Source organism: Parvibaculum sp., assembly GCF_035325945.1.
Taxonomy (GTDB): Bacteria; Pseudomonadota; Alphaproteobacteria; order Parvibaculales; family Parvibaculaceae; genus Parvibaculum.
In genome coordinates, this window is record NZ_DAOKYX010000002.1 from 99,189 (window position 1) to 119,096 (window position 19,908).

Consider the following 19,908-nt stretch of genomic DNA (forward strand, 5'->3'; position numbering starts at 1 on the left):
CGGCAATGGCGGTGGCGGATAGGGGCCGGCTTCCACATCACCGGCCTTCAAATGGCGATCGTAGATGTTCTCGATGCGGCTGATCAGACGCTCAGAAAAGAAAGGCTGCCACACTTTTTTGTATCCGCACGCTGGTTTGGACATATACGGATCCGGTGGCCATCCGCTCGCAACGGCGGCGCCTCGCGCCCACCGTTCGATGGCGCCGCGGCCATCGGCCCAGATCAGCTCGAATTGCGGCACGCCGTTCTTCGGCGCAGATGGATCTTGCGCCACGGCCTCTTCAGGTAGGTGAGGACGAAGTTCGCAATAGAGTGGGACAAGCGTTCGGAAATTGCGCAGCGCGCTGCCATTACGATCGGCGCCAAATCGTGACTTGGGCGGCTTGTTGAGAATGGCGAAGCGGAATTCAGGCGAAGATAGGCCCTTAATGTTGAGAACCGGACGCAGCGAGTGGATCAACGCACGCTCCGTTCTTTCGGCTTCGTCACTTTTTTCCCGCCCAAGAGCTGGTCCCATCAGTAGGCCAAACCAGTAGGTGGCGCGGCCCTTGTACTTCTCGATTTTCGTGAGGCCGCCACTGTTCCTGATACGCTGCGCGAGAGTAAGCGCCGCGTCATCACCATTCTTGCCGATGTAGAGGATCTTTGTTGGCATGCGTGACCAGCGTTTGAGCCTGCCGATTGCCATATAGAGTCCGAAATCCGGCAGTCCGAACTTCTCATGTGCCTCGGCGGCCGCGTTCGCGCATCTCTCCTTGGTCGGATATGGGCCGTACCAGTCGACAACGGCGCCCCAGCCCGTAGTCTGATGTGTCGACAACGGTGCCGCCGGAGAGGTCGCTAGCGGTTCGTCGGTGTACGGCGTTGGGTCAATCGCGGTGCTTTCGGTACCAGAAACAGTCAGGTTCATGCGCGTCCCCGAACGTCATCTGCGACTGTCAATCTTCATATAGTGGGGCAGAGCAAGCCGATATGTCAAAAAAGATCGTCCGTGAACGGCAAGAATCGATCGCCGCTCCCGCGAGTTCGATCATTTTCCGCGCCGCTGCGCCATCTCCTCCGGCGTGTCGATGTCGGTCAGCGTCGCGGCATCCGGCATAGGCACCTCGCAGACAGCGTCCTCGTGCTCGCCGATGAGATGTTTGGCGCCCACATCGCCCTTGAGGTCCTGCATTTCGGGGAGGTAGCGCGCGCCCCAGAGAACGGGGTTCCCGCGCTTGCCCGCAAAGGTCGGCACACAGATGGTCCGGCCCTCGTCGGGATCGTATGCGGCGACGAGCCGGTCGATATGCCTTGCCGAAATATCCGGCATGTCTCCGAGGCAGATGACTGCGGCGTCGATGTCGCCGGGGAGCGCGCTCACACCAGCGCGGAGCGAGGTCGAAAGACCTTCGGCATAGTCGGGGTTGTGGACGAAGTTGACGGCGCGGCCGGCAAGGGCCGCGCGTACTTCGTTATCCTCATGTCCAGTGACGACCGTGACCGATGAGGCGACCGAGGCGAGCGCCGCATCGACGACGCGGGCGAGCATGGGCTTGCCGTCGATTTCGGCGGTGAGCTTGTTGGCGGCGCCCATGCGGCTCGACCGGCCGGCGGCGAGGACAAGGGCCGCGACGCGCGGGGCGGAGGGCTTGGTGGCGGCCGCGCTGCCGCTTCCGTCGCGCGGCTGGGGCCGGGAGGCGATCTCCTTCAGGAGACCGCCCGCGCCGAGGCGCATCACGTCTTCCCGGGTGACGGAAATTCCCGCCAGCAGGCGCGAGAGCACGAAGTCGAAGCCGTTGAGCTTCGGCGAGCGGGCGCAGCCCGGCAGGCCCAGCACCGGCGTCGTGCCGTGGCGGGCGAGCAGCATCAGATTGCCGGGATCAACCGGCATGCCGAAATGAAGGATCTCGCCGCCTGCTCTGGCGATTCCGGCGGGGAGCACGTCGCGACGGTCGGTGATGGCGGAGGCGCCGTAAACGAGGACGGGGCTGAAACCTTCCGCGAGCGCTTCCGCCACCGCGCCTGCCACGGCCGCCTCCTCATGCGCGCAGCGATATTCCTTGCCGATCCGGCTTCCCATCGCGGCGAGGCGGGCCGCGAGCACGTCATGCGTCTTGTCGAGCACGCTTTCCTTCGTCGTGGGCAACCTCGTTGCGACGAGCGCGGCGTTATGCGGGCGGAAAGGGTGAAGCGTGAGGATCGGCTCGCCCGACCTTGCGAGCGAGACGGCCTTGTCGAGGGCGGCGCGCGGGGCGGCGAAGGGGATCACCTTGACGGTTCCGACCATCTGGCGGGCGGCGACGGTTTCAAACGGGGCGAGCGTGGCGGCCGTCAGCGCCTCGTCGAGAAGGTTGATGGCGTCGATCCGCTCGCGCTCATAGGCGAGCACGCCATCCGCCTCGGCGAAGAGGTTGCAGCGGCCAGTGAAAGGCTCGCCGACGCGCAGGCCCGGCCCGGCAAGGGCCTGGGCGAGTTCGGCGGCGGCCTGATCTTCGGGCACGTCGCCCGCCTCGAGGCGCGCGGCGGTCACCCGCGCAATGCCCGCCTGCTCCAGCGCCTCGATGTCGCCGGCCGTCAGGACGCGGCCCTTCTTGAAGGTGGCAGCGCCCACGCGGAGCGAATGGGCGAGGATCGCGCCCTCGGCCTTTGCGCTTTCCATCTCTGCGAAGATCATGTGCGGAGCACCTCCGTGATCTCGGCCATGATCGAGATGGCGATCTCGGCCGGGCTCTTTGCGCCGATCGACAGGCCGACAGGGCCGTGAATGCGGGCGAAAGCCTCATCGCTGAAGCCCGCGGCCGCTAGGCGTTCGTGCCGCGCGCCATGGGTCTTCTTGCTGCCCAGCGCGCCGATATAGAAGCAGGGGCTTGCGAGCGCCGCTTTCAGGGCGGGGTCGTCGAGCTTCGGATCATGGGTGAGGGTGACGACGGCGGTGCGCGCATCGGGCGCAAGCACTACCATGGCTTCGTCCGGCCAGTCGGTGATGAGCGTCACATCGGGAAAGCGATCGGTCGAGGCAAAGGCCGTACGCGGATCAATCACGGTCACGTCATAGCCGGCAATCGTGGCAATGCGGGTGAGCGGCTGGGCGATGTGGACAGCGCCGACGAGAATGAGGCGGAGGGGCGGATTGAAGGCGTTGAGGAACCACTCCTCGCCCTCGACCTCCACAACCCGGCTCTTGTCCGCCGCAAGCACTTCAAGCGCCGCTTTAACAAATATATTTTTCTCATCTATATCAGTGTAATACAGAAGTTTTTGAAAGGCATCCGAGAGCCTTGTTGCAAGCACGACGGGGCGCTTTGCGGCACGGTCCTTCAGAAGCTGGTTGAGGATAGCGGCGTCCATGTCAGACCGTCACCGGCTCGACGAAGACGCGAATGCGGCCGCCGCAGGCAAGACCCACCTCCCAGGCCCTGGCGTCGCTTACACCATATTCGAGGATTTCGGGCTTGCCCGTTTCCAGCGTGTCGAGCGCGCGGGTAACGACGTCGCCCTCGATGCAGCCGCCGGAGACGGAGCCCACAAAGGCGGCATCGTCGCGGATGGCGAGCTGGCTGCCGACCGGCCTTGGCGCGGAGCCCCACGTCTCGATGACGGTGGCGAGCGCCACGCGGCGGCCTTCCGCCTGCCAGCGTGCGGCCTGTTCCAGCACATTGTCATGGTCGAGCTTGCGATCGGGCGTTTCGCTCATGCGGCCCTCCTTTCCGGCTTGCGCGTTGCCGGGGCGCTCAGCGCGTCGATCAGCTGCGACAGCGAAGCGATGTTGTGAACGGGCCGGAACTCGTCCACATGCGGCAGCAGCGCCCTGATGCCCAGAGCTTTGGGCTCGAAGCGATCATAGCGCAACAAGGGGTTGAGCCAGATGAGCCTTCTGGACTGGCGGTGCAGGCGCGCGATCTCGGGTTCTACGCCCGTGCCCGCATCGCGGTCGAGCCCGTCGGTCACGAGGAGGACGACCGCGCCCTGGCCGAGCACGCGGCGCGCCCAGTCCACATTGAACCGGCGCAGCGTTTCGCCGATGCGCGTGCCACCATCCCAATCCTCGACGGATGACGCGACGCGGACGAGTGCCTCGTCAATGTCGCGGTGCCGAAGCTCGCGCGTGACATTGGTGAGGCGCGTGCCGAAGAGGAAGACATGCACCCGGTCGCGGCTGTTGGTCAGCGCATGGAGGAAATGGAGGAAGATGCGGCTATAGGCCGACATCGACCCCGAAATGTCGCAGAGCACGATAAGGGGCGGCCGGCGGTGCCGATAGTCGCGCCTGCGCAGCGGAATGATGCCCCGCGCGCGGATCGAGGCGCGAAGCGTCGCGCGCATGTCGACGAGCCTGCCCGTCGGCGCGGGCTCGGTGCGGCGGGCGCGCACTTCGTCGAGTGGAAGCCTCAGTCGCGCGATGGCGGCCTTCGCCTCGGCAAGCTCGGCTGCCGTCATCTGCTCGAAATCCTTGTGCCGCAGCATCTCGACGGCGGAGAAGGTTTCGCTCGCGTCGATATCGAGGCCGGCCTCGAGCGGTTCCGCGCGCCTTTGCTCCTCGCCAAAGAGCGCGTCGGCAATACGGCGGCTCGCCTTCTCGCGGTCTTCGGTGTCGGCGGCGCGGATTTCAGGCAGCATCAGCGCCATCATCCGGTCGAGCAGGCGCGGGTCGCGCCAGAAGACATGGAACGCCTGATCGAAAAGCGTGTGGTCCTCGTGCCGTTTCACCAGCGTCGAGTGAAGGGTCCAGTAGAAATCCTCGCGGGACTTGAGCCCTGCCACTTCGATGGCCTCGATCGTATCGAGCACCTGGCGCGGGCCGACCTTCAGACCGGCGCGGCGCAGGACGCGCGCGAAATGCACGATGTTCTCGGCGAGCCTGCCGGGCTCCGCCATCACTCTGCCGCCCGCGCGGCGGCGCGAATTTCCTCGAGGATCTTCGCCGCCTCGCTTCCCCGGACGCGCGCGATGTCGTCCTGATATTTGAGCAGCGCGCCGAGCGTGTCGTTCACGATCTGCTGGTCGAGCGCGAGGGCATCGAGTTCGGTCAGCGCGGTCGCCCAGTCGATCGTTTCGGCGACGCCCGGGCTCTTGTAGAGATCGAGCCCGCGCAGCGCCTGGACGAAGGCGACGACTTCGCCCGAGAGGCGCTGGCTTGCGCCCGGCGCCTTCAGCTTCAGGATTTCGAGTTCGCGCTCGGCATTCGGGTAGTCGACCCAGTGATAGAGGCAGCGGCGCTTCAGCGCGTCGTGGATTTCGCGCGTGCGGTTCGATGTGATGATGACGATGGGAGGCTCGCTCGCCTTGATGGTGCCGATTTCCGGAACAGTGACCTGAAAGTCCGACAGCACCTCGAGAAGATAGGCCTCGAAGGGTTCGTCGGCGCGGTCTAGCTCGTCGATGAGGAAGACGGGCGGGCCCGCAACATCGGGCGACAGCGCCTGAAGGATCGGGCGGCGGATGAGGAACCGCTCGGAGAATATGTCCTTGCCGAGTTCGGTGAGATCCTGGCTTCCGGCCGCCTCCGCGAGGCGGATCTCGATCATCTGCGCCTGATAGTTCCACTCATAGACAGCGTTCGACGTGTCGAGGCCTTCATAGCACTGAAGCCGGATGAGGCGGCGGCCGAGCGCCTCGGCGAGCACCTTGGCGATCTCGGTCTTGCCGACGCCCGCCTCGCCCTCGAGAAGCAGCGGACGCTTCATCCGAAGCGCGAGGAAGATGGCGGTCGCGAGCGAGCGGTCGGCCACATAGGCGCCGCGCGCAAGAAGATCGACGGTTTCGTCGATAGAATTCGGCATGGTCATGCGATGACTCTCGTCGCTTGCCGGCAGGGGGAAAAGCGCCGACGCTCGTTCGCGTCAGGTGCCTATTCGCTTCCGGCGTTCGCCTGGCCCGTCATCAGCTCGTTCATGCGGCCGAGCACGTCGCTGCCAGTCTTGTCGAGAAGGTAGGGTGCCGCCGAAATGCCGATACTGCAATAGAAGAGAATGAGCGCGCGCGCCCTTGCCTCGGCGGGCGTCGCGCCCATCGCCTCGAATTGCGATTGCACATAGGCGGTGATTTGCCGGTCGGTCGTCTCGATGGCGGCGCGGATGCGGGGCTCGCTCACGCCCCATGCGCGCATGGCCGCGTCGTATTGCACGATGTCGTCGCGCCAGAAGCCCTGCGCCAGATGATCGAGCCTTTCGGCGGGCGTCATGCCGCTCTGCTCCGCCTCGGCGAGCGCCGCCGTCGGCCGCCGTTCCGCCCAGTCGGCCGCCATCGCCTCGATCAGCGCGTCGCGGCTCGCAAAGTGCCAGTAGAAGCTCCCCTTGGTGATGCCGAGCGCAAGGCAGAGCCGGTCCACGCGAAGCGCCTCTGGCCCGCCCTCGACGAGCAGCCGCATGGCCGCCTCGATCCAGTCGGCCTTGTTCATGCGGGAGGATGATTTCGGTGCGAGTGTCATTTTCCGCTCGACCATACCATACCGTATGGTAGCCTTCCAGCGAGGGAAGAGACGAGGGAGGTACACATGCCGCGCCTGCGGGAAGTCGGTAAGGACGAAGCGCATCCATTTGCGAAGCGCGTTTACGCCTCGCTGTTCGGCGAGCGCGATCCGGTGAAGGAGCCGGGCACCGAGACGGGCACGCCCGGAAACTGGTGGACCGTCTTCGCGCTGGTACCGGATGCGTTCGACCATGCGGTGGCGGGCTTCCAGTTCTATCGCAGCCCCAATCGCAAGCTTTCGCCCAGGCTGCGCGAGCTTGGCCAGATCCGCGCGGGCTGGGCGCGCGGCAGCAAATTCGTCTTCTCGCAGCATTGCAAGGCGGCACGCGGCGTCGGCTTCACGGAGGAGCAGGTTCAGGCGATCCCGCACTGGCAGGTGGCGACCTGCTTCGACGAACTTGAACGCGCGGTTCTGGCCTATGCGGATTGCCTCGTGCTTTCCGGCGGGCGAACGCCGGATGGCGTCTTCGAGGTCTTGAAGAAGCATCTTTCGGACGAGGAAATTCTGGAGCTAACCTATGTGACGGCGCTTTATGATTTCCATGCCGTGATCTCGAAGGCGCTGCGTCTCGAATATGACGATGTGGAGGAGCGTGTCGTCGAAGTGCCCGCGCCGCAAGGCTCCGGCATGGACGTCATGCGGATGGTCGATCAGAAGTGAACCGGGAAGGAAAGCCATGGCTTATCATCATCTCGCCTTTGCGACGCGCGACATCAAGGCCATCGACCATTTCTATCGGGAGGTCATGGGCTTCGATCTGAAGAAGGTCGAAATCGGGCCGACGCCGGTCGGCGGCTGGGCCAAGCATTTCTTCTACGAAATCGAACCGGATCGCTTCATCGCCTTCTGGGAGCTTCATGGCGAGCCCTATGCCCGGGAATTCGAGACGGGCATGTCGCGCGCGGTCGGGCTTCCCGACTGGGTGAACCATGTGTCCTTCTATTCTCCGACCGAGGAACATCTGGTCGAGAAGCGCAACATGTGGCTCGCAGGCGGTTACGACGTCTTCGAGGTCGATCACAACTGGTGCCGGTCGATCTACACGATGGACCCCAACGGCACGATGGTCGAATATTGTGTGACGACGGGCGTTTTCACCGCCGAGGACAAGGAGCGCGCCATCGCGGCGCTCACATCGGACACGCTGCCCCATTCGGCGCCGCCGAAATCGATGCAGCATTTCAAGGCTGCCGATTACCGCAGGGCGGCGGAATAAATCCGCTCAGCCCGCCGCCGCGACCGCGCGCTTCGCCATCACGGTGATGAGATGCGCGCGGTATTCGGCGCTGCCGTGAAGGTCCGAGAGGAGCCCGTCGGCGGGCGCCTTGATCGAGGCGACGGCCTCCGGCGACCAGTTTTTCGTGAGCGCGTCTTCCATCGCCTTCATGCGGAAAACGCCGTTCTGGCCCGCGCCCGTCACCGCGACGCGCACGCCCCAGGGGCCCTTCGACACGAAGACGCCGACCATGGCGTAGCGTGAAGCCGGATTGGGGAACTTCGCGTAAGCCGCCTTGTCGGGATGGGGAAAGGTCACTTCCCTGATGATCTCTCCGGGCTCCAGCGCCGTCTCGAACATGCCCTTGAAGAATTCGTCTGCCTCGATGAGCCGCTTCGTGGTGTGGATCTTGGCGTCGAGTGCGAGGCAGGCGGCGGGATAGTCCGCAGCCGGATCGTTATTGGCGATGGAGCCGCCGATCGTGCCCATGTGGCGAACAGCGGGATCGCCAATGCCTTCCGCGAGCGCGGCGAGGGCAGGGATATGTTTCTTCACATCGGCGGAGGTCGCGACATCGAAATGCCTCGTCGTCGCGCCGATCATGACGGCATTGCCTTCCGCGCGGATGAAGGCGAGCTCCTTCAGGCTGCCGATGTCGATGATGTCGCTCGGCATGGCGAGCCGCTGTTTCAGCGTCGGGATCAGCGTCTGGCCGCCCGCAAGGAGCTTCGGATCGTCGGCCTGGCCGAGCAGCGCCACAGCATCAGCGAGCGATTTCGGGCGGACATAGTTGAACTGATACATGGGCTCTCTCCTATTCGGCGGCGGCGCGCGGCTTCATCTGCAATGTCTGCCAGATGCGCGCGGGCGTGGCCGGCATTTCGATCTCGCGGACGCCGAGCGCATCCGTGACGGCATTGATGATGGCGGGCGGCGATGCGATGGCGCCAGCCTCGCCGCAGCCTTTCATCCCGAGCGGGTTTGACGGGCAGACCGTCGTGGTGAAGCCGAGACGGAAGCTCGGAAGGTTGTCGGCGCGCGGCATGCAGTAATCCATATAGGAGCCGGTGACGAGCTGGCCGGATTCCGTGTCGTAGACGCCATGTTCCAGCAGCGCCTGACCGACGCCCTGCGCGATGCCGCCATGCACCTGGCCTTCGACGATCATCGGATTGATGACGGTGCCGAAATCGTCGACCGCGACGAAATTCACGATCTCGGGCACGCCCGTGTCGGGATCGATCTCGACCTCGCAGATGTGACAACCGGCAGGAAAGGTGAAATTCGCCGGATCGTAGAAGGCGCTTTCCTTGAGGCCCGGCTCGATTTCGGATGAGGGGAAACCGTGGGCCGTGTAGGCGGCGAGCGAGACTTCCGGCCAGGTGAGAGATTTATCCGTACCCTGAACCGTGAACTTTCCGTTCTCGAAGACGATGTCTTCCGCCGCCGCTTCCATGAGATGGGCGGCGATCTTCTTCGCCTTGGCCTCGACCTTGTCGAGCGCCTTGGAGATGGCGCTCATGCCCACGGCGCCGGATCGCGAGCCATAGGTGCCCATGCCGAACTGCACCTTGTCGGTATCGCCATGGACGATCTCGATCTGGTCGATGGGAACGCCGAGGCGGGAGGAAACGAGCTGGGCGAAAGTTGTCTCGTGCCCCTGTCCATGGCTGTGCGAGCCGGTGAGCACCTCGATATTGCCGGTCGGGTTGACGCGGACTTCCGCCGACTCCCAGAGGCCGACGCCTGCGCCAAGCGAGCCGACGGCCGCGGAAGGCGCGATGCCGCAGGCCTCGATATAGGTCGAATAGCCAAGACCGCGGAGCCTGCCCCGTCGCGCGGCCTCCGCCTTTCGCGCGGCGAAGCCTTTCGCGTCGATGATCTCCATCGCCTTGTCGAGCGAGGCTTCGTAATTGCCCGTGTCATAATTCATGATGACGGGCGTCTGGTGGGGGAAGCTGCGAATGAAATTGCGGCGGCGGATTTCAGCCGGGTCGAGCCCCGTTTCGCGCGCCGCCGTTTCCACGATCCGCTCGATGAGGAACGTCGCTTCGGGCCGCCCCGCGCCGCGATAGGCATCGACGGGCGCCGTATGCGTATAGACGCCATCGACCTCGACATAGATCGCCGGCAAATCGTACTGGCCCGAAAGGAGCGTGCCGTAGAGATAGGTCGGCACGGCCGATGAGAAGGTCGACAGATAGGCGCCGAGATTGGCTATCGTCTTGACGCGGAGGCCGAGGAATTTTCCATTGGCGTCGAGCGCCAGTTCCGCATGGCTCAGGTGGTCGCGGCCATGGGCATCCGCCAGAAAGCTCTCGGAGCGTTCGGCCGTCCATTTGATCGGGCGGCCGACCTTCGCCGCCGCCCAGACACAGGCCGTTTCCTCCGCATAGATGAAGATCTTCGAGCCGAAGCCGCCGCCGACATCGGGCGCGATGACGCGGAGCTTGTGTTCGGGCGCCACGCCGACAAAGGCCGAGAGCACGAGGCGCGCGACATGCGGGTTCTGGCTCGTGGTGTGGAGCGTGTAGCCGCCCGTGCCCTTGTCATATTCGCCGATGGCGGCGCGCGGCTCCATCGCGTTCGGGATGAGGCGGTTGTTGACGAGATCGAGCTTCACGATCTTCGCGGCCTTCGCGAAGGCTGCTTCCGTTTCGGCCTTGTTGCCGAGTTCCCATTCAAAGCAGGTGTTGCGCGACGCTTCCGGATGGACTTGCGGCGCGCCCGGCTTCTGGCAATCGGCGAGCGCGACGACGGCGGGCAGGGGCTCGTAATCGACCTCGATCAGCTCCGAGGCGGACTTCGCCTCGGCATGCGTTTCGGCGACGATCATGGCGACGTGATCGCCGACATAGCGCACCGTATCGAGGGCGAGCGCCGGATGGGCCCCGACCTTCATCGGCGAGCCGTCCTTGGAATGAACCGTCCAGCCGCAGATGAGCCCGCCGAGCTTGTCGGCGGCAATGTCCTTGCCGGTGAAGATCGCGACAACGCCGGGCGCGGCGAGCGCGGCTTTCGTGTCGATGGCGCGAATCCTGGCGTGAGCGTGAGGGGAGCGGAGGAAATAGGCGTGCGTCTGTTTCGGCCGGTTTATATCGTCCGTGTAATGGCCATTTCCGGTGATGAAGCGGAAGTCTTCCTTGCGGCGGACAGGCTTGCCGATGCCTTGATCTGTCATGTCGTCGTCCTCCCTCAACTTCATGTCGCCCCGGATCAGCGCCGGGCTTCAGAGGCCGAATTTGCCGCTCAGCGCATCTCCTCCGAGGCGGCGAGGATCGCCTTCACGATATTGTGATAGCCGGTGCAGCGGCAGATATTGCCCTCGAGTTCCTCGCGCACCGTGCGCTCGTCGAGGCCGGGCTTGCGCCTTATGAGGTCGATCGCCGTCATGATCATGCCGGGCGTGCAGAAGCCGCATTGAAGGCCGTGATGTTCCCTGAAGGCTTTTTGCACCGGGTGGAGTTCGCCATTCGTGGCGACGCCCTCGATCGTCGTCACCTCGGCATCCTCGGCCTGTGCGGCGAGCATGGTGCATGACTTCACCGCCCGTCCGTTCACATGCACGACGCAGGCGCCGCATTGGCTCGTATCGCAGCCGACATGCGTGCCTGTAAGCCCCAGGGCTTCGCGTATGTAGTGAACGAGGAGGGTGCGTGCCTCGACATCGGCGCTCACCTTCTTCCCGTTGACTGTCATCGACACAACGGTCATGCGGTCCTCCCTCGGATATTTTCAGGAGTCTCCGCGCTTGTGCCTGTGGCGTCAAGCGGGCTCGGGCGGGGAGGCGGAATTAGCGGCCGAAGATGAGCAGCAGGCCGATCACGACGATGACGAGGATCGTCCCCCATATCCATGGCGAGAGGCCCTGTCCGGCCTCTTCGTCGGGCACCATGGGTACCCCGGTCGGGGCGATGGCGTCCTGATCGGGTGACTTGACAAGCCCTTCCTCGAGCTCGCCGAGGAGCTCCGGCACCGCCTCGACCTTGGTGCCGCCAAGGGCCGCTGAAAAATTGCCGAAAAATTCGTCAGCGAGCTTCGATGCGGTCGAGTCGATGAAGCGCTGGCCGATCTGGGCGAGCTTGCCGCCGATCTGCGCGTTCACCTGATAGCTGAGGACCGTCGCGCCCTCCTCGTCGCGCAGGCGCACCACGGCCGATCCCTTGGCGAAGCCCGCCGCGCCGCCATTGCCCTCGCCGCTGATGGTGTAGCCATTCGGCGGGTCGATGTCGGTGAGCTTGACCTTGCCCTTGAAGCGGGCGCTGACCGGGCCGACCTTCGCGCGGGCGACGGCCTCGAATTCGTCGTCGGCGATCTTGTCGACGGATTCAGCACCCGGAATGGTGTTACGAAGCATCTCGGGGTCGTTCAGCGCCGTCCATACGGCTTCCCGGGAGGCGGGAATCTTGTATTCGCCGGACATTTCCATGGGCGCGTCTCCTCGCGAGCTCGTCTCGTTGATCTTATAGGTAAGTCAGCGTCAGCGTGATGCCAAGCAGAACCGCGATCCATAGCACCATTGAGCCTGTCGGCCAGGTGCGGGCGAGGATGCCTTCGGGGCCGTGCGTCCGGTAGATGGTGACGAGTGCGCGGTCGAGGCGATAGTCGACGCGCCGCGCCGCCGCCCGCCACATCGAGCGGATGTGGTAGGCAACGAGGCCGAAGAGGCCGGGCAGAAGCCGCCTGTAGAGCCAGTCGAAATCGAGATTGATCGAGCGGAGATCGGCCGGATAGAGGCCGCGCCGCACGAGCAGCGCGAAGGCGAGGCCCGCGAAGAAGAGAAGCTGAAGCTGCGTCACGACGTGGTCGGCCGTATAGGGCACATAGTCCGCCGCATAGGGGAGCAGGGCATAGAGCCGCTCCGGCCAGATGCCGATACCGATGCAGAGCGCGGACGTGAGGCCCATGGCGATGAGCATATGCGCCGGCGCTTCCTTCGCCTTCAGGCCGCGGTCGTGGCCGAGGAACATGGCGAAGGGGACGCGCAGGCCCGTATGCAGGAACGCGGCGACCGAGGCCGCGACGAGAACGAGCCAGACGATCAGGCGGCCGCTATCGGCGCTCGCCGAAACGACGAGGCTCTTCGAGACAAAGCCCGCAAGGAACGGGAAGGACGAGATCGAGAGCGCGCCGACGACGCAGAAGACCATGGTGAGTGGCATGGATTTGCAGAGGCCGCCGAGTTCCGACGCCTTGCCCGTTCCCGTCCGGTAGATGACCGCGCCCACGCTCATGAAGAGGAGCGCCGTGTAGAAGATCGAGGCGAAGGCGTGTGTGACCGTGCCCGCGAGCGCCAGCGGCGTGCCGATGCCGATGCCCACAACCATGAAGCCGAGTTGCTGGTTGAGGCCATAGGCCAGCACGCGGCGGAGATTGTTTTCGATGGTGGCGTAGAAGGCCGGGACGAGCGCCATGACCGCGCCGATATAGACGAGGAGTTCCGTGCCCGCGAAGCCGCGCGCCAATGCGTAGACGGCGAGCTTCGTCGTGAAGGCCGAGAGCGTCACCGATCCTGTCAGCGTGGCGGCGGGGTAGGCGTCCTGCAGCCAGTTGTTGAGAAGCGGGAAGGCGCATTTGATGCCGAAGGCGAGAAAGATCGCCCAGCTTGCGAGGCTGTCGAGTTCCATGCGCTCGAAGGCGATGGAGCCCGTTTCGTGGTAGCGCAGCGCGATGCCGACGAGGAGCAGAAGGCCGGAGCCGATCTGAATGGCGAGGTAGCGAAGGCCGGTGCGCCAGGCGCCTTCGCTGCGCCGCGCCCAGACGAGGAAGACCGAGGCGAGGGCGGTTCCCTCCCAGAAAACGAAAAGGGTTATGAGATCGGCGGCGAAGACGGCGCCGATCGCAGCACCGGCATAGAGAAGGCTTGCCGCCTGCTCCATCCGGTCGCGCAGATGCAGCGCATAGAAAAGGGCAAGGAAGGCCGCGAGCGAAAAGGCGAGCGCGAAGACATAGGCGAGCGCGTCGAGCCGCATCACGCCGACGCGCAGATCGAAAAAGGTGAAGCCGCCATAATTCGCGTAAGGAAGGAAGGCGAAGCCCGCAAGCGCTGCGGCCGGCACGGCGAGCGCGAAGAATGCGCGCGGGCGTGGCCAGCGGATAAGCGCGACAAGGGCAGCTCCAATGGCGTAGCAGAAAACGGGATAGAGCGCGGGCGAGGCGAGATCAGGCATTGCGTGCCTCCTCCGTGCCTGCCATGCGTTCGTCTTCCTGATCGGTCGCCTCGGCGCCGTAAAAATCCTCCGGACGCAGCGTCAGCCGCCTGAGACCTTTGGCGATGAAAATGACGGCGACATAAACGGCGAAGCCGAAGAGGCAATAGAAGAGCGGCGTCTGCTCGATTGCGAATGCGCCATGTCGTTCGCGGAAGAAGTCGGCGGCCGCAAGCGCAAAACAGATGATGCCGAGCGCGTAAAGCACTCTCGACGTGATGTAGCCGCTCATGGGGTTGCCTCCGTCGCGTTCGGCAGCAGCGGGACGTGCAAGAGGAAATCGTAGATTTCATTTCCGAAGAAGAAGAGCGCGACACAGCCCCCGGCGGTCAGCAGGATCGGGACGAGGCAGAGAAGCGGCGCCTCGGCGATCGGCTCGCGGGTGGGTTCCGCCGGCGTGCCATTGAGCGTTTTTGCCCGCCTTGATGGCATGAAGAGCGCCGTGCCCGCCACGGGCAGGAGATAGGCGAGGCTCAGCAGCGAGCCGATGGCGAGAACAGCCATCATGAAGAGCTGCTTCGCATCGGCGGCGGCGAGCAGGAGGAACCATTTGCTCCATCCGCCGCCGAGCGGCGGAAGGCCGACAATGCTGAGCGAGGCGATGAGGAAGGCGGCGAATGTCCATGGCATGCGGCGCCCGAGGCCCGCCAGTTCGCTCACGCGCGTCTTTTTCGTCGCGACGTAAATGGCGCCCGCGCACATGAAGAGGGTGATCTTCGCCATGGCGTGGGTGACCATCTGCATCGTGCCGCCGATGATGCCCATCTGATTGGCGAGCGCGACGCCAAGCGTCACATAGGCGAGCTGGCTCACCGTGGAATAGGCAAGGCGCGCCTTGAGATCGTCCTTGGAGAGGGCGATGAGCGCGGCGACGACGAGCGAGATCGCCGCAGCCCAGACGAGCCAGTCCGATGCGCCGGTGCGCGAGAGAAAGCCGACGCCGAAGATGTAGACGCCGACCTTGAGCATGGTGAAGACGCCCGCCTTGACGACCGCGACGGCGTGGAGAAGGGCGCTCACCGGCGCGGGCGCGACCATGGCGGCCGGAAGCCAGCGGTGGAAAGGCATGAGCGCTGCCTTGCCGATGCCGAAGGCGAAAAGCGCGAGCAGGAACGGAGCCCAGACGGGATCGACACGGCCTTCGATGATGCCGCCCGGCGAGAAGTCGAGCGTGCCGCTCGCCGTCCACGTCCAGATGATCGCAACGAGGAAGAAGCCGATGGAAGTCGAAAGCAGGATCGCGAGATAGGTGCGCGCGCCCGCCCGCGCTTCCGGCGTTTGCTGGTGCGCGACGAGGGGATAGGTCGAGAGCGTCAGCACTTCGTAGAAGATGAAGAGCGTGAAGAGATTGCCCGCGAAGGCAATGCCGAGCGCGGCTCCGACGGAGATCGCGAAGCAGATGGCGAAGCGCGTCTGATGCGCTTCCTCGAGCGCGCGCATATAACCGATGGAATAGATCGCAACGGCGATCCAGAGCCCCGAGGCGAGCAGGGCGAAGACGATGCCGATGGGCTCCGCTTCGAAGGCGAGCGGGAGGCCGGGCATCACCTCGAAGAGCAGGAGTTCGGGTGCGCTGCCGGCGAGGAAGCCGCGAAGCACGATGAATGCGAAACCGAAGGCGAGCGCCGCGGTGATGACGCTCGTGGCATCGCGCGCATTCGGCCATCGGTCGAGGGCGGCGAGAAGGGGCGTCGCCGCGAGAGGCAGGAAGACTGCAAGATAGAGAGCGAAGGAAGGGGTCATCCGCGCCTCACTGCCAGAAGAGATTTGAGGCGCCGATGAGCGCATTGGCCGCCCGGCTCGCGGCGGCGCTGGTCAGTTCCGCGTCGATGCCGAAATAGAGGCTGAGGCCGACAAAGCCCCAGGTCGGGATGAGCATGGAAAGAGGGGCTTCCTTGCGCACGACGCCTTCGGGCGCCTCGCGCAGATAGGCGATCTCGACGACGCGCCAGATATAGCCGAGCGCGATGAGCGACGTGCCGACGACGAGAAAGACGACGGGCCACCAGCCCTCCGCGATGGCGGCCTCGACGAGATACCACTTGCTCACGAAACCAACAGTGAGCGGCACGCCGATGATGCTGAGGCCGCCTGCCACGAAGGCGGCGGTGGTCCATGGCATGTCGCGCCCGATGCCGGCAAGGTCGCGAAGCGAGGTCGTGCCCGTCCGCAGGAAGAACGATCCGGCGGCCATGAAGAGCGCGGCCTTGGCGACGGCATGATTGAAGAGGTGGATGACGCTCGCCATCAGGCCGCCATGCGACAGGATGGAGATGCCGAGCAGCATGTAGCCGATCTGCGCGATGCTAGAATAGGCGAGCATGCGTTTGAGATCGTGCTGGAAGAGCGCGACGGTCGAGGCGACCACCATGCCGACCAGCGCGAGCGGGAGCACGACTAGGCGCAGCACCTGCCCCTGAAAGGCGAAGTCGAAGGCGAAGACGGCGAATAGAAACCGCAGCAGCGCATAGACGATGACCTTGGTGGCCGTGGCGGAGATGAAGACCGTGACGGCGGAAGGCGCGCGCGCATAGGCGTTCGGAAGCCAGAGATGCAGCGGAAACATGGCGAGCTTCAGCGCGAGGCCGATGAGGATGAAGGCGAAGCCCATCCGCAGCGTCCGGTTGTCGCCAAGATCGAGCAGGCGCTGGGCGAGGTCGGCCATGTTGAGCGTGCCGGTCAGCATGTAGAGGAAGCCGAGGCCGATGACGAAGTAGGTCGCGCCGATCGTCCCCATGACGAGATAGTTGTAGGCGGCGGTGAGCGCGCGGCGGTCGCGCTCGGCGCCGGCGGCGATCAGCGCATAGCTCGAAAGCGACGAGATTTCGAGGAAGACGAAAAGGTTGAAGGCATCGGCAGTGATCGCGACGCCCATGAGCCCCGCGAGGCAAAGAAGAAAGGCGGCATAAAAGAGCCCGTGCCGTTCCGCGGCGACTTCCGCCGCGATGCTTGTGCGCGCATAGGGGAGCGTCAGCGCCGCCACGCCCGATATGATGACGAGCACGAAGGCGTTGAGCGCATCGACGCGATATTCGATGCCGAGTGGCGGCGCCCATCCGCCCATGTGATAGGCGATCACCGTTCCGTCGAGAACGCTGGCAAGAAGCGCGGCCGCGATTGCGAAGGTGATAAGGCTTGCCGCCATGGCGACGAACCAGCCGCCCCTGCGGCCGGCGATGGCGGCGAGCGGCGCCGCGATCAGCGCCAGCACGATCTGAAGTGCTGGCAACTGGTTGGCGAGGGCTTCAGGCATCAGCGATCGCGCTCCAGCTCGTGTTCGATGGCGAGGATTTCGTCTTCCTCGATGGTGCCGTAGCTCTCGCGGATGCGGACGATGAGGGCGAAGGCGAGCGCAGTGGTCGAGATACCGACGACGATGGCGGTCAGGATGAGGACATGCGGCAGCGGGTTGGAATAGACCGTGCCCGGCGTGCCTGTGGCGATCGGCGCTGTGCCGCCGACGATCTTGCCCGCCGAGATGTAGAGCATGAACACCGAGGTTTGGAACAGATTGAGGCCGATGATTTTCTTGATGAGGTTGCCGCGCGCGATGGTGACATAGAGGCCAAGCACCATCAGCACGATGACCATCCAGTAATTGTAGCGTCCGGCGATGAAGGCGAGCGCGTCTTCCATTCTTCACCGCTCCTTTTCGTTCGAGGGCGGGCGTCCGGCGAAAGCCGCGAAAATCGCGATCATGGCCATGGCGACGGCAATGCCGACGCCAAGCTCGACGATCAGAATGCCCCATTCCTGGGCGTGAACGGGGTCGGAGCCGAGCGCGTAGTAATCGAGGAAGTTCGAGCCGAGCAGGAGGCTCGCGACGCCGGTTCCGGCATAGAGGAGCACGCCGAAGGACAGGGTCACGAGGACGAAGCGGGGGGGAAGCACGCGCTCAAGCGCCTCCACGCCGAAGACGAGCGCGTAGAGGATGAAGCCGACAGCGAAGATGACGCCCGCCTGAAACCCGCCTCCCGGCCCGTAGTCGCCGTGCCACTGCACATAGAGCGCGTAGACGAGAATGTAGGGCAGGAGGAATTTTCCAACGACGCGGAGGATCAGATACTGGCTCATTGGTCCCCCGTCCCGCGGCCGCGCAAGCCACGGCCAAGTAGAAGCAGTACGGCAATGGCGGCGGTGAAGATCACCGTCGTCTCGCCGAGCGTGTCATAGCCGCGATAGCTCGCCAGAATGGCCGTGACGAAATTGGGAACGCCGATATCGGTCCCCGTCCGGGCGAGATAGTCGGCGCCGACATGCGTGTGGACGGGTGCCTGCGCCGATCCGAAGGCGGGTATGTCGAGCGTGCCATAGAGAAGCGCCGCGCCCGTAACCGCGCAGAGGAGAAGCGGCAACCTCGTTGAATGAACGGACTTCTTCTCTTGGCTGGTCGTGAGGGCGAGTGCGCCAAGCGTGAGCACGGTCGAAATGCCCGCGCCGACAGCTGCCTCGGTGAAAGCGACGTCGACGGCGTCGAGCGTCATGAAGAGGCCGGCGGCCAGAAGGCTGAACATGCCGGCGAGCATGGCGACGGCAAAAAGATTGCGAAGCCGCGCCACCGCGATCGCGGTCAGAATGAGGAATGCGAACAGGACGAGGTCGATGATAAGCGCGATCATGGCGCCTCCTCATTACCATGAAAACGGCCGCTCGCATCCTTTCCGAGCCGCGTGGGGCGCAACCCCGCCGCGAAGGCGGCATGGGCGATCGCATGTGTTGCCGTGGGGCTCGCGATGAAGATGAAGACGCCGATGAGGAGGAGCTTCAGCGCGACGAGGCTCAATCCCGCCTGGAGCATCATGCCGAGGATGACGAGGCCGGCACCGGCGGTATCGATGATTCCGGCGGCGTGAAGGCGTGCCCAAAAATCAGGCAGTCTGATCAGTCCTACGGCACCGACGACGAGGAAGAATCCTCCGGCGATGAACGACGCCCAGCTCAGAACCTCGATCAGAATGGAGAGCCAGTATTCCATCAGCCGCGCTCCTTTCCGGCGATCCCCTCGGATGCTTCAGGCGCCGCCGCGCGTCCGAGCGAGCGGTAGCGCAGGAACTTCAGCACGGCGATGGTGCCGACGAAATTGATGAGGGCATAGAGAAGGGCGATGTCCATGAAGTCCGGGCGGCCGGTGAGAAAGCCCAGAAGGCCGATCAGAAGCACCGTCAGTGTTCCGAAGGAATTGACTGCCAGCACGCGGTCGTAAATCGTCGGGCCGGCGAAGCTCCGGACGATCACGAGAAGCATGGAGACGAAGAGTGCGCCTGCCGCCGCTACGAACATGTTCATCGGGCGGCCGCCTCGACGGCGGTGACGCGCCGGTCCATATCTGACAAAGCGTCAGTATCGGCGGCGGCTTCGGTGAGCGCATGGACGATGAAGCCCGACTGGCGGGTGACGGCCGTCACCGTGCCGGGGGTCAGGGTGATGGAATTGGCGAAGATGACCTTTCCCATTTCGGTGCGCTGGCTGGTCGGTACAAAGACGAACTGCTGGGCGAGCGCCGGGCGCGGGCTCAGAATGAGCTTTGAAACGGCCCAGCTTGATTTGATGATTTCACGGACGAGCCAGAGCCAATAGGCAGGGAGCGAGAGCCGCAATTGAAGCGGGACAGCCTCCTCGTCGATAAGATGCATGCGCCGCGCCACATAAACCGTTCCGGCAACGGAGATGATGCCCATGCCAAGCAGGAAGGGCGTATAGTGGCCGGACAGGACGAGCCAAAATACGAACAGGAGACAGCCCAAAGTCGCGGTTTTAATCATGCCTCTCTCTTTGTCATTCTCCGGCGTTTCTCTTGCGGCGAGTGTAGATTGTCACAGAAATCTGATCAGTCCGGACGGTTTATTGAGGTCTCATAGTTACGGGACGGCACATCTTGCTGCAGAATTGAGGGGTGGCGCTTTTAAACTGGTTCGGACGCTGTTATAGTTTTTAATCATGTGTGGGGGGTCGTGGGGTGCAACCACGAACCGGGACGGAAACTCCGGGCGCTCATCGTCTGTGGCCAGTGTAAAGACGCGGCACCCGGTA

The 19,908-nt window shown here is 64.3% G+C and carries 22 protein-coding genes and 1 pseudogene; 2 read left to right on the forward strand and 21 right to left on the reverse strand.

The genetic code is table 11. The features are described 5' to 3' along the window. The 7 genes from PKA57_RS02565 to PKA57_RS02595 all read right to left on the reverse strand — a co-directional run. Positions 1-912, reverse strand: a 912-nt coding sequence (locus PKA57_RS02565) for a hypothetical protein (RefSeq protein WP_324297362.1), incomplete at its 3' end; no start/stop codon positions are given. Positions 913-1,032: 120 nt separating this feature from the next. Further along, on the reverse strand, positions 1,033-2,658 hold the full coding sequence (locus PKA57_RS02570; RefSeq protein ID WP_324297363.1) for a molybdopterin-binding/glycosyltransferase family 2 protein: 1,626 nt from the start codon (positions 2,656-2,658) through the stop codon (positions 1,033-1,035). Continuing rightward, positions 2,655-3,332 (reverse strand): XdhC family protein, encoded by a 678-nt coding sequence (locus PKA57_RS02575; protein ID WP_324297364.1) that lies wholly within the window; start codon positions 3,330-3,332, stop codon positions 2,655-2,657. The genes PKA57_RS02570 and PKA57_RS02575 overlap by 4 nt, the downstream gene beginning before the upstream one ends. A gap of 1 nt (position 3,333) precedes the next feature. Continuing rightward, entirely contained in the window at positions 3,334-3,678 is a 345-nt protein-coding gene (locus tag PKA57_RS02580; protein ID WP_324297365.1) for an XdhC family protein, read from the reverse strand. Next, positions 3,675-4,859, reverse strand: coding sequence for a VWA domain-containing protein (locus PKA57_RS02585; RefSeq protein WP_324297366.1), 1,185 nt, complete (start codon positions 4,857-4,859; stop codon positions 3,675-3,677). The genes PKA57_RS02580 and PKA57_RS02585 overlap by 4 nt, the downstream gene beginning before the upstream one ends. Continuing rightward, positions 4,859-5,770 carry a MoxR family ATPase gene (locus tag PKA57_RS02590; RefSeq protein ID WP_324297367.1) on the reverse strand — a complete coding sequence of 304 codons (912 nt, stop codon included), beginning with the start codon at positions 5,768-5,770 and terminating at the stop codon, positions 4,859-4,861. The genes PKA57_RS02585 and PKA57_RS02590 overlap by 1 nt, the downstream gene beginning before the upstream one ends. A gap of 62 nt (positions 5,771-5,832) precedes the next feature. After that, the gene (locus PKA57_RS02595; protein WP_324297368.1) at positions 5,833-6,411 is read right to left on the reverse strand and encodes a TetR/AcrR family transcriptional regulator; all 579 of its coding nucleotides are present in this window, start codon (positions 6,409-6,411) and stop codon (positions 5,833-5,835) included. Between the two features lie 66 nt (positions 6,412-6,477). Between PKA57_RS02595 and PKA57_RS02600 the strand changes: the two genes are divergently transcribed. After that, a complete protein-coding gene (locus PKA57_RS02600) occupies positions 6,478-7,113 on the forward strand; it encodes a carboxymuconolactone decarboxylase family protein (RefSeq protein ID WP_324297369.1) in 636 nt (211 codons plus the stop codon). 16 nt (positions 7,114-7,129) lie between these two features. Further along, the gene (locus tag PKA57_RS02605; protein WP_324297370.1) at positions 7,130-7,669 is read left to right on the forward strand and encodes a VOC family protein; all 540 of its coding nucleotides are present in this window, start codon (positions 7,130-7,132) and stop codon (positions 7,667-7,669) included. Between the two features lie 6 nt (positions 7,670-7,675). On the opposite strand, the gene PKA57_RS02610 is transcribed toward PKA57_RS02605, so the two are convergent. The 14 genes and pseudogenes from PKA57_RS02610 to PKA57_RS02675 form a co-directional block, all read right to left on the reverse strand. After that, complete coding sequence (locus PKA57_RS02610) at positions 7,676-8,473, reverse strand: xanthine dehydrogenase family protein subunit M (RefSeq protein WP_324297371.1); 798 nt, start codon at positions 8,471-8,473, stop codon at positions 7,676-7,678. A gap of 10 nt (positions 8,474-8,483) precedes the next feature. Beyond that, entirely contained in the window at positions 8,484-10,850 is a 2,367-nt protein-coding gene (locus tag PKA57_RS02615; RefSeq protein WP_324297372.1) for a xanthine dehydrogenase family protein molybdopterin-binding subunit, read from the reverse strand. A gap of 68 nt (positions 10,851-10,918) precedes the next feature. Continuing rightward, complete coding sequence (locus PKA57_RS02620) at positions 10,919-11,383, reverse strand: (2Fe-2S)-binding protein (RefSeq protein ID WP_324297373.1); 465 nt, start codon at positions 11,381-11,383, stop codon at positions 10,919-10,921. Positions 11,384-11,660: 277 nt separating this feature from the next. Beyond that, positions 11,661-12,098, reverse strand: a pseudogene (locus PKA57_RS02625) (carbon monoxide dehydrogenase subunit G); the annotation flags it as partial. Positions 12,099-12,132: 34 nt separating this feature from the next. Next, on the reverse strand, positions 12,133-13,839 hold the full coding sequence (locus PKA57_RS02630) for a Na(+)/H(+) antiporter subunit D (protein WP_324297374.1): 1,707 nt from the start codon (positions 13,837-13,839) through the stop codon (positions 12,133-12,135). Next, positions 13,832-14,110: a hypothetical protein gene (locus PKA57_RS02635; RefSeq protein ID WP_324297375.1), complete on the reverse strand. Its 279-nt coding sequence runs from the start codon at positions 14,108-14,110 to the stop codon at positions 13,832-13,834. Before PKA57_RS02635 ends, PKA57_RS02630 begins: the two co-directional genes overlap by 8 nt. Next, positions 14,107-15,621, reverse strand: a complete 1,515-nt coding sequence (locus tag PKA57_RS02640) for a proton-conducting transporter membrane subunit (protein ID WP_324297376.1) — start codon at positions 15,619-15,621, stop codon at positions 14,107-14,109. The genes PKA57_RS02635 and PKA57_RS02640 overlap by 4 nt, the downstream gene beginning before the upstream one ends. A 7-nt stretch (positions 15,622-15,628) precedes the next feature. After that, on the reverse strand, positions 15,629-17,131 hold the full coding sequence (locus PKA57_RS02645) for a monovalent cation/H+ antiporter subunit D family protein (RefSeq protein ID WP_324297377.1): 1,503 nt from the start codon (positions 17,129-17,131) through the stop codon (positions 15,629-15,631). Beyond that, positions 17,131-17,514 carry a cation:proton antiporter subunit C gene (locus PKA57_RS02650; protein ID WP_324297378.1) on the reverse strand — a complete coding sequence of 128 codons (384 nt, stop codon included), beginning with the start codon at positions 17,512-17,514 and terminating at the stop codon, positions 17,131-17,133. The genes PKA57_RS02645 and PKA57_RS02650 overlap by 1 nt, the downstream gene beginning before the upstream one ends. Positions 17,515-17,517: 3 nt before the next feature. Further along, a complete protein-coding gene (locus PKA57_RS02655; RefSeq protein ID WP_324297379.1) occupies positions 17,518-17,952 on the reverse strand; it encodes a Na(+)/H(+) antiporter subunit B in 435 nt (144 codons plus the stop codon). After that, positions 17,949-18,497 (reverse strand): DUF4040 domain-containing protein, encoded by a 549-nt coding sequence (locus tag PKA57_RS02660; RefSeq protein WP_324297380.1) that lies wholly within the window; start codon positions 18,495-18,497, stop codon positions 17,949-17,951. Before PKA57_RS02660 ends, PKA57_RS02655 begins: the two co-directional genes overlap by 4 nt. Beyond that, entirely contained in the window at positions 18,494-18,853 is a 360-nt protein-coding gene (gene mnhG / locus PKA57_RS02665) for a monovalent cation/H(+) antiporter subunit G (RefSeq protein WP_324297381.1), read from the reverse strand. Before mnhG ends, PKA57_RS02660 begins: the two co-directional genes overlap by 4 nt. Beyond that, positions 18,853-19,164 (reverse strand): cation:proton antiporter, encoded by a 312-nt coding sequence (locus tag PKA57_RS02670; RefSeq protein ID WP_324297382.1) that lies wholly within the window; start codon positions 19,162-19,164, stop codon positions 18,853-18,855. The genes mnhG and PKA57_RS02670 overlap by 1 nt, the downstream gene beginning before the upstream one ends. Continuing rightward, positions 19,161-19,640: a Na+/H+ antiporter subunit E gene (locus PKA57_RS02675; protein WP_324297383.1), complete on the reverse strand. Its 480-nt coding sequence runs from the start codon at positions 19,638-19,640 to the stop codon at positions 19,161-19,163. Before PKA57_RS02675 ends, PKA57_RS02670 begins: the two co-directional genes overlap by 4 nt. Positions 19,641-19,908 lie beyond the last annotated feature (268 nt).